Raw genomic sequence first — 972 nt, 5'->3', positions numbered from 1 at the left:
CCGCGTCGTGGACGGGGCGGCGGCCGGCGAGGGCGTGGTGGATGCGTTGTCCACGCTCAGCAGGCTCAGCGCCTCGGGGCGCACCTGCTGGGCCAGGCGCTCGGGCTCGGTCGTGGACGGGGGGGCCAGGCCCAGGGCCTGGAGCTGGCCGTGGCTCCAGAGGTAGTAGCCGGCATTGGCCAGCACCAGCAGCAGAAAGGCAATTCGCAGCATGTCGTTTCTCGGCGGGCCTAGTGCATCAATCGCTCTAGCCTACAGCAGCCGGCCGCACGCTGATTTCCGAGCTGGTGATGGCCTGCAGGCCGCGCGCCGTGCGCACCAGCAGCGCGCCATCGCGGCCCACGCCTTCGGCCATGCCGCTTTCGCCGTCGCTGAGATTGACGGCGCGCCCGCGCAGCAGGTCGCGCTGGGCAAAGCGGTCCACCAGCGGCGCAAAGCCCTGGGCGGCAAAGGCCTGGATGTCGGACACCAGTCCCGGCAGCACGCAGGCCAGGGCGGTGGGCGCGTCCAGGCGCTCGTCCAGCTCCAGCAGGCTGGCCGGCGGCGTGCGCATGCCGTCGCCGGGGCGGGGGCGCACATTCAGGCCGATGCCCACGACCACGTAGCGCGGCGTGCCGGGCTCATGCGCGGCGCTGCCGACAAAGCTGGCGGTCTCGATCAGGATGCCGCCGAGCTTGCGGTCGCCGTCGATCCACAGGTCGTTGGGCCATTTGAGGCCGATGCGCGGGCGCTGCGAGCCCGGGGCGGGCAATTGCGGCTGCAGGCTTTGCGCCACGCTCAGGCCCACGGCCAGCGACAGGCCGGACCAGTCGGCAGGCGCCAGCGGCATGCCCAGCGAGAAGGTCAGCGAATCGCCCACGCCGCTGGTCCACTGGCGGCCCAGCCGGCCCCGGCCGGCGGTCTGCACTTCGGTCACCAGCAGCACGGGTTCGTTGCGGCCATCGCGGGCGCGTGCCATCAGTTCGGTGTTGG

1 protein-coding gene and 1 pseudogene are annotated in these 972 nt (G+C 72.4%); both read right to left on the bottom strand.

Annotation, left to right across the window (positions count from 1 at the left end; translation table 11 throughout):
• Positions 1 to 213: pseudogene (locus L995_RS30980) on the bottom strand (SPOR domain-containing protein); the annotation flags it as partial.
• 34 nt (positions 214 to 247) lie between these two features.
• Positions 248 to 972: biotin--[acetyl-CoA-carboxylase] ligase (locus tag L995_RS30975; protein WP_047475341.1), on the bottom strand; the 725-nt coding region annotated here is incomplete at its 5' end.

This window comes from Delftia sp. ZNC0008, from assembly GCF_000799035.1.
Lineage (GTDB): Bacteria > Pseudomonadota > Gammaproteobacteria > Burkholderiales > Burkholderiaceae_C > Comamonas > Comamonas tsuruhatensis.
Note: the sequence above shows the minus strand (reverse complement) of the source record. Positions and strands in the feature narration are given on the sequence as shown.